This window comes from Streptomyces sp. NPDC002403 (genome assembly GCF_053593015.1).
Window position 1 is genome coordinate 1 of record NZ_JBSFBQ010000136.1, and the last position, 4,160, is coordinate 4,160.

Consider the following 4,160-nt stretch of genomic DNA (forward strand, 5'->3'; position numbering starts at 1 on the left):
TGCCAGCGATGCGGGAGGAGGACCTGGGCCGGCACGGCACCACCCACCTCCCGCCCATCGAAGACCTCGCCCGCACCATCCGCCAACTGGCCGGGCAGCAGAAACGGGTCGGTGTGCACCTCGCCGACCTGACCACCCACCACGGCGGCCTGCAGGAGTTCGAGATCAGGAACGTCCTCAGGGCCAACGGAATCACCGTAAAGAGACTCCAGCTGTTGTTCGGCGATAAGAACCGCAGCTGGGTGGGGGTGAGGGTCGACGACCTGGGCGGGCACGGCCTCGCCCACCTCCCGGCCGTCGAGGATATCGCCTGCACCATCCGCGAGCTGGCAGAAGTGAACAACCACCTCGGTGTGCACCTCGCCGACCTGGCCACCGGCCTCGGCGGCCTGCAGGTATTCGAGATCAGGGGCGTCCTTGCGGCCGCTGGCATCACCGTCCAGAGACTCAGCCTGTCGTTCGGCGGTGAGGGGCGTACCCGGCTGGGGGTGCGGGTGAGAGACCTGGGCCGGCACGGCCTCGCCGGGGATGGGCCGAGTGAACTGCCCCGGGATACCTCCGACCAACCGGGCAGGACAGCACAACAGGAGGCCACGGACCCGGCCGGCCAAAGCCACACCCACCACCCCACCCCCCTCGTGCCGGCCACCGAGAACCTCACCCGCACCCCCCGGGCCACTGCCCCGACACCCTCCGCATCTCCCCCCGCCCCCGGGGCCACCGTCGCCGGCACGACCAGCGACCGGGTCTTCGCCGTACTGAACCCCACAGAGCCGACAACAACCCAGGACAACAACACGGACCTGCCCCCCACCCTCCCCGCCCCGGCGGGGAACGACCAGCCCGGCACCTCCACAGCCAAACGCAAGCGCGACACCCGTGACAGCCGGGCTACGGACCAGAACCCCTCCAAACGCCAGAAGCGGAGAATCCCCCTCCCCGGCCAGAGTGATGCTCCTGGCCTGCCCCAGAGCACTCTCGCCCTGACAGGCTCACCCGCTCCGGAGCGGGGGCTCCCGGACGGGCCGGGTCCGGCAGCGCCGGACTTGCCGGACCTTCGGGCGGTGCGGGAGGCTGCTCATCGGATCGCCCGGCAAGTCAAGACGAAGGGCGTGCTGCTGAGGGAGATCGTTGCCCAGCTCAACCAGGACACCGGCACTACCCGGACCCTCGGCCAGATTGAAGCGGTCCTTGGCAATGCTGGCATTCCCATCATTCCGCTTGACATGGGAAGCGGTAAGCGTCGTCGCGAAGGGGTGGGGGTGAGGGTGGAGTCGTTCGGCGCCCTGCCGACGATGTCGGCGGTGTGGGAGGCCGTCCGCCGGGTGGCCCAGCAGTACCGCTCGGACGCCGTGCTGCTGAGGGAGATCGTTGCCCAGCTCAACCAGGACACCGGCAGCACCTGGACCCTCGGCCAGGCTCAAGCGGTCCTCCGGAACGCAGGCATCCCCACCACCCCTCTCTACATGGGAGGCAGTAAGCACCGCCGCCAAGGAGAGGGAGTGAGGGTGGATGCCTTTGGTGCCCTGCCGTCCCTGCGGCCCCTGCCGTCTCTGACGGACCTTCAGGTGGTGTGGGAGGCCATCCGTCGGATCGCCCAGCAGTACGAAACGGAGGGCACGTTGCTGAGGGAAGTGGTGGAGCAGCTCAACCGGCTCAACCAGGACGCACGTGTCATCTGGACCCGTGACCGTGTCGAAAGCGCCCTCCGGAACGCAGGCATCCCCATCGCCTTGCTCGACATGGGAAGAGGTAAAAGCCGCCGTCAAGGGGCGGGGGTAACGGTGGCTGACCTGGATAGACACGGGCCCAGGGAAGAGGCCAGCCCGAGCGGGCAGCCCCCAGCGGGGCCGCTGCCGACAAGTAATGGCGAGTAACTGTTGCACGCGAATACGCGGCACCGGCCACTGCCTCCGTGAGGCTGATTCCTTTGGGGTGGACACCCCACCCCCTCCTCTCCCAGCGCAGCGGGCCCTACAGCTACGGCCGCTGGCACATGCCGTCCGGCAAGCTCGACCGATCCCCTCAGCGTCGGGCCACGCGGGTAGTGCTGGAGGAAACTGGTGTCCCTTGGCTGGACTCGCCCGAAGATCCGCACTCCCGAAGCGGCCGACCGCTGGACAAGGCTCGTGATCGCGGCCCACACCCAGCTCCGCCTCGCCCGACCGCTCGCCGCCGACCTCCGCCGTCCCTGGGAAAGGGCCGCTGCACCGGGACGCCTCACGCCGGCGCGAGTCCGGCGAGGGTTCAGGAACATCCGTGCGAAGTCCCTGAGGCTGTCGCACGGCTCCTGCCCCGTGAAGGTCAAGAGCGATTCGTTGTTCGGTTCCGAGGATGGGACTGTAAGACCGTGTCCTATGTGGTGAGTCGGGCCAGTCGTTTGTAGCAGCAGAGGGCGGCGGCGAGTTCGAGGAAGGCCAGGTAGTTGCGGGGGTGGCGTTCGTAGCGGTGGTTGAGTCGGCGGTAGCCAGTCAGCCAGGACATGGTGCGTTTGATGACCCACCTTCGGCGTCCGAGCCGTTCGCTGGATTCGATTCCTTTGCGGGCGATGCGGACGCCGATACGTTTCCCGCGGAGCCATCTACGCAGGTCGGGGGTGTCGTATGCCTTGTCGGCGTGGAGCTTGCGGGGTTTGAGGTTCCAGCCGCGGTGGGGGTCGTGTCTCGTTTGGAGGCCGGCCATCATGGGCTTCAGGCCTTGGCTGTCGTGGGTTTTGGCGGCGGAGATGCCGACGACCAGGGGCAGTCCGTTCGCGTCCGACAGGACGGTCGGGTCGCCCGGGGGAATCTCGCCCCCGGGCTCCCACAGAACCGTGCGTAACAGTATCCCGTTACACGGCTCTTGCCACCTTGATCACCAGAACGTGCAGTTGCTCGGCGCGGACTTCTGCCTGCTGGCGGAACTGGTGCGGGGTCGGGCACTCCCGACGTTGCACGGTGACGGTGTACCCCTGGCTGGTGGCGCCATCGGTCATTTCCATCTCGACATAGTTCGAGGCGCCGTGGCCGTCGAGGCAGCCGCGCATTCTGGCGGCGAAGATGCGGACCATCTCGGTGGCCTCGGCGAGTTTGAGGGTGGCAACGCCGTCCTTGATGGTGAGGGACCGCATCATCGTGCCGTCGACCAAGATCTCGGCGGCGAGGTCGCCGAGCGAGTCCAGGGCGATATCGGCGGCGAGAGCCAGGTTGGGTTTCCGGCCGGGGCGGCGCCAGGCGGCCCAGGTCTCGGCCAGGCGGGTCTCGATGGGCGCAGTGTGAACCGTCTGCGGTCAGGCGTTCCGGGCCTGGTTCTCGGCTGCGCTGAACTGGCCCGGCTCGGCGCAGGGTGCGGTCCCGTACCAGCAGAACGGGCGAATCGTGTCCGCAGCCGCCAGAACACGGGTTGCTGCGCCGATGACCGCGCCGGGCTCGACACGGGCCTGTCGGGCCTGGTCGATCGAGGCGAGCATGCGGGCACCGTGGTGCTTGCAGCCGGCGGCGGCGTTCCCCTGCCCGTCGAGGATGGTCACCGCGTCGCGAGGACCAGCGCACGGCGTCGGGTCTTCCACGTGGGCGGCAGAATAGCGGCTGACGTCCACAGCATCACGACGGGCCTGGCCCATCAGTTCGTCTCCCTCACTGACTCCGTGACGGCCGCCATGTAGCCGAGGCCGACGGGGGACCAGATGTCTGCGTCTGCGGAGGTGGGGTCTGACTGAAGGGTGAAACCCATATCGGCCAGGTGCTTGCCGGCTGGGGTTCTCCCATGCCTGATCAAGACTGTTTCCGGTGCGCGCCGGTTGCAGTGCGCATCTGCCTGAGCTGAGCATGGCCGGAAGCCATTGGGGTGGCCCGGACAAGGCCGCAGGCGTGCGCGGATGGTCAGGCAGGCGTCAGGCCGCTGGTGTCCAGGTCCAGGTTGAACGGGTCCGGGAGGCGCAGGACCGCGCCGAAGAGGTGGGGGCCGTCGACGCGGGTGTAGCCCAGGTGGCCGGGTTCGGAGAACAGGGTGATGCTGCCTTCGATCCGGTCGACGAGGAGGTAGAGCGGGGCGCGGTACTCGGCGTATCGGCGGCGCTTCACGACTCGGTCGGTTTCCGCGTTCGACTCCGACGTCACTTCCACGACGAGGAGTGTCTGGTCGGGGAGGAGCGCCCCGCCGCCCTTCGCGAGGTCTTCGGG

At 68.3% G+C, this 4,160-nt stretch carries 5 protein-coding genes and 2 pseudogenes; 2 read left to right on the forward strand and 5 right to left on the reverse strand.

Annotated features, from left to right (window positions below; genetic code table 11):
* A partial coding sequence (locus tag ACWCPY_RS43025) for a hypothetical protein (RefSeq protein ID WP_451274623.1) occupies positions 1-515 on the reverse strand: 515 nt, incomplete at its 3' end.
* A 549-nt stretch (positions 516-1,064) separates the two neighbouring features.
* On the opposite strand from ACWCPY_RS43025, the gene ACWCPY_RS43030 reads away from it, so the two are divergent.
* Together ACWCPY_RS43030 and ACWCPY_RS43035 are read left to right on the forward strand one after the other, a co-directional pair.
* Complete coding sequence (locus ACWCPY_RS43030) at positions 1,065-1,877, forward strand: hypothetical protein (protein ID WP_451274625.1); 813 nt, start codon at positions 1,065-1,067, stop codon at positions 1,875-1,877.
* Positions 1,878-2,066: 189 nt separating this feature from the next.
* Positions 2,067-2,306: pseudogene (locus tag ACWCPY_RS43035) on the forward strand (NF041680 family putative transposase); the annotation flags it as partial.
* A 49-nt stretch (positions 2,307-2,355) separates the two neighbouring features.
* Here the strand turns inward: ACWCPY_RS43035 and ACWCPY_RS43040 are convergent.
* The 4 genes and pseudogenes from ACWCPY_RS43040 to ACWCPY_RS43055 all read right to left on the reverse strand — a co-directional run.
* Positions 2,356-2,766: pseudogene (locus ACWCPY_RS43040) on the reverse strand (transposase); the annotation flags it as partial.
* A 64-nt stretch (positions 2,767-2,830) separates the two neighbouring features.
* Positions 2,831-3,127, reverse strand: a complete 297-nt coding sequence (locus tag ACWCPY_RS43045) for a hypothetical protein (protein WP_451274627.1) — start codon at positions 3,125-3,127, stop codon at positions 2,831-2,833.
* 141 nt (positions 3,128-3,268) lie between these two features.
* Positions 3,269-3,601 (reverse strand): hypothetical protein, encoded by a 333-nt coding sequence (locus tag ACWCPY_RS43050; protein WP_451274629.1) that lies wholly within the window; start codon positions 3,599-3,601, stop codon positions 3,269-3,271.
* 259 nt (positions 3,602-3,860) lie between these two features.
* The coding region (locus ACWCPY_RS43055; protein ID WP_451274631.1) for a Uma2 family endonuclease at positions 3,861-4,160 on the reverse strand (300 nt) is incomplete at its 5' end.

Bases quoted from the DNA above. Each gene is read 5' to 3' on its own strand.
- ACWCPY_RS43050 (WP_451274629.1), bottom strand. From the start codon at position 3,601: ATGGGCCAGGCCCGTCGTGATGCTGTGGACGTCAGCCGCTATTCTGCC.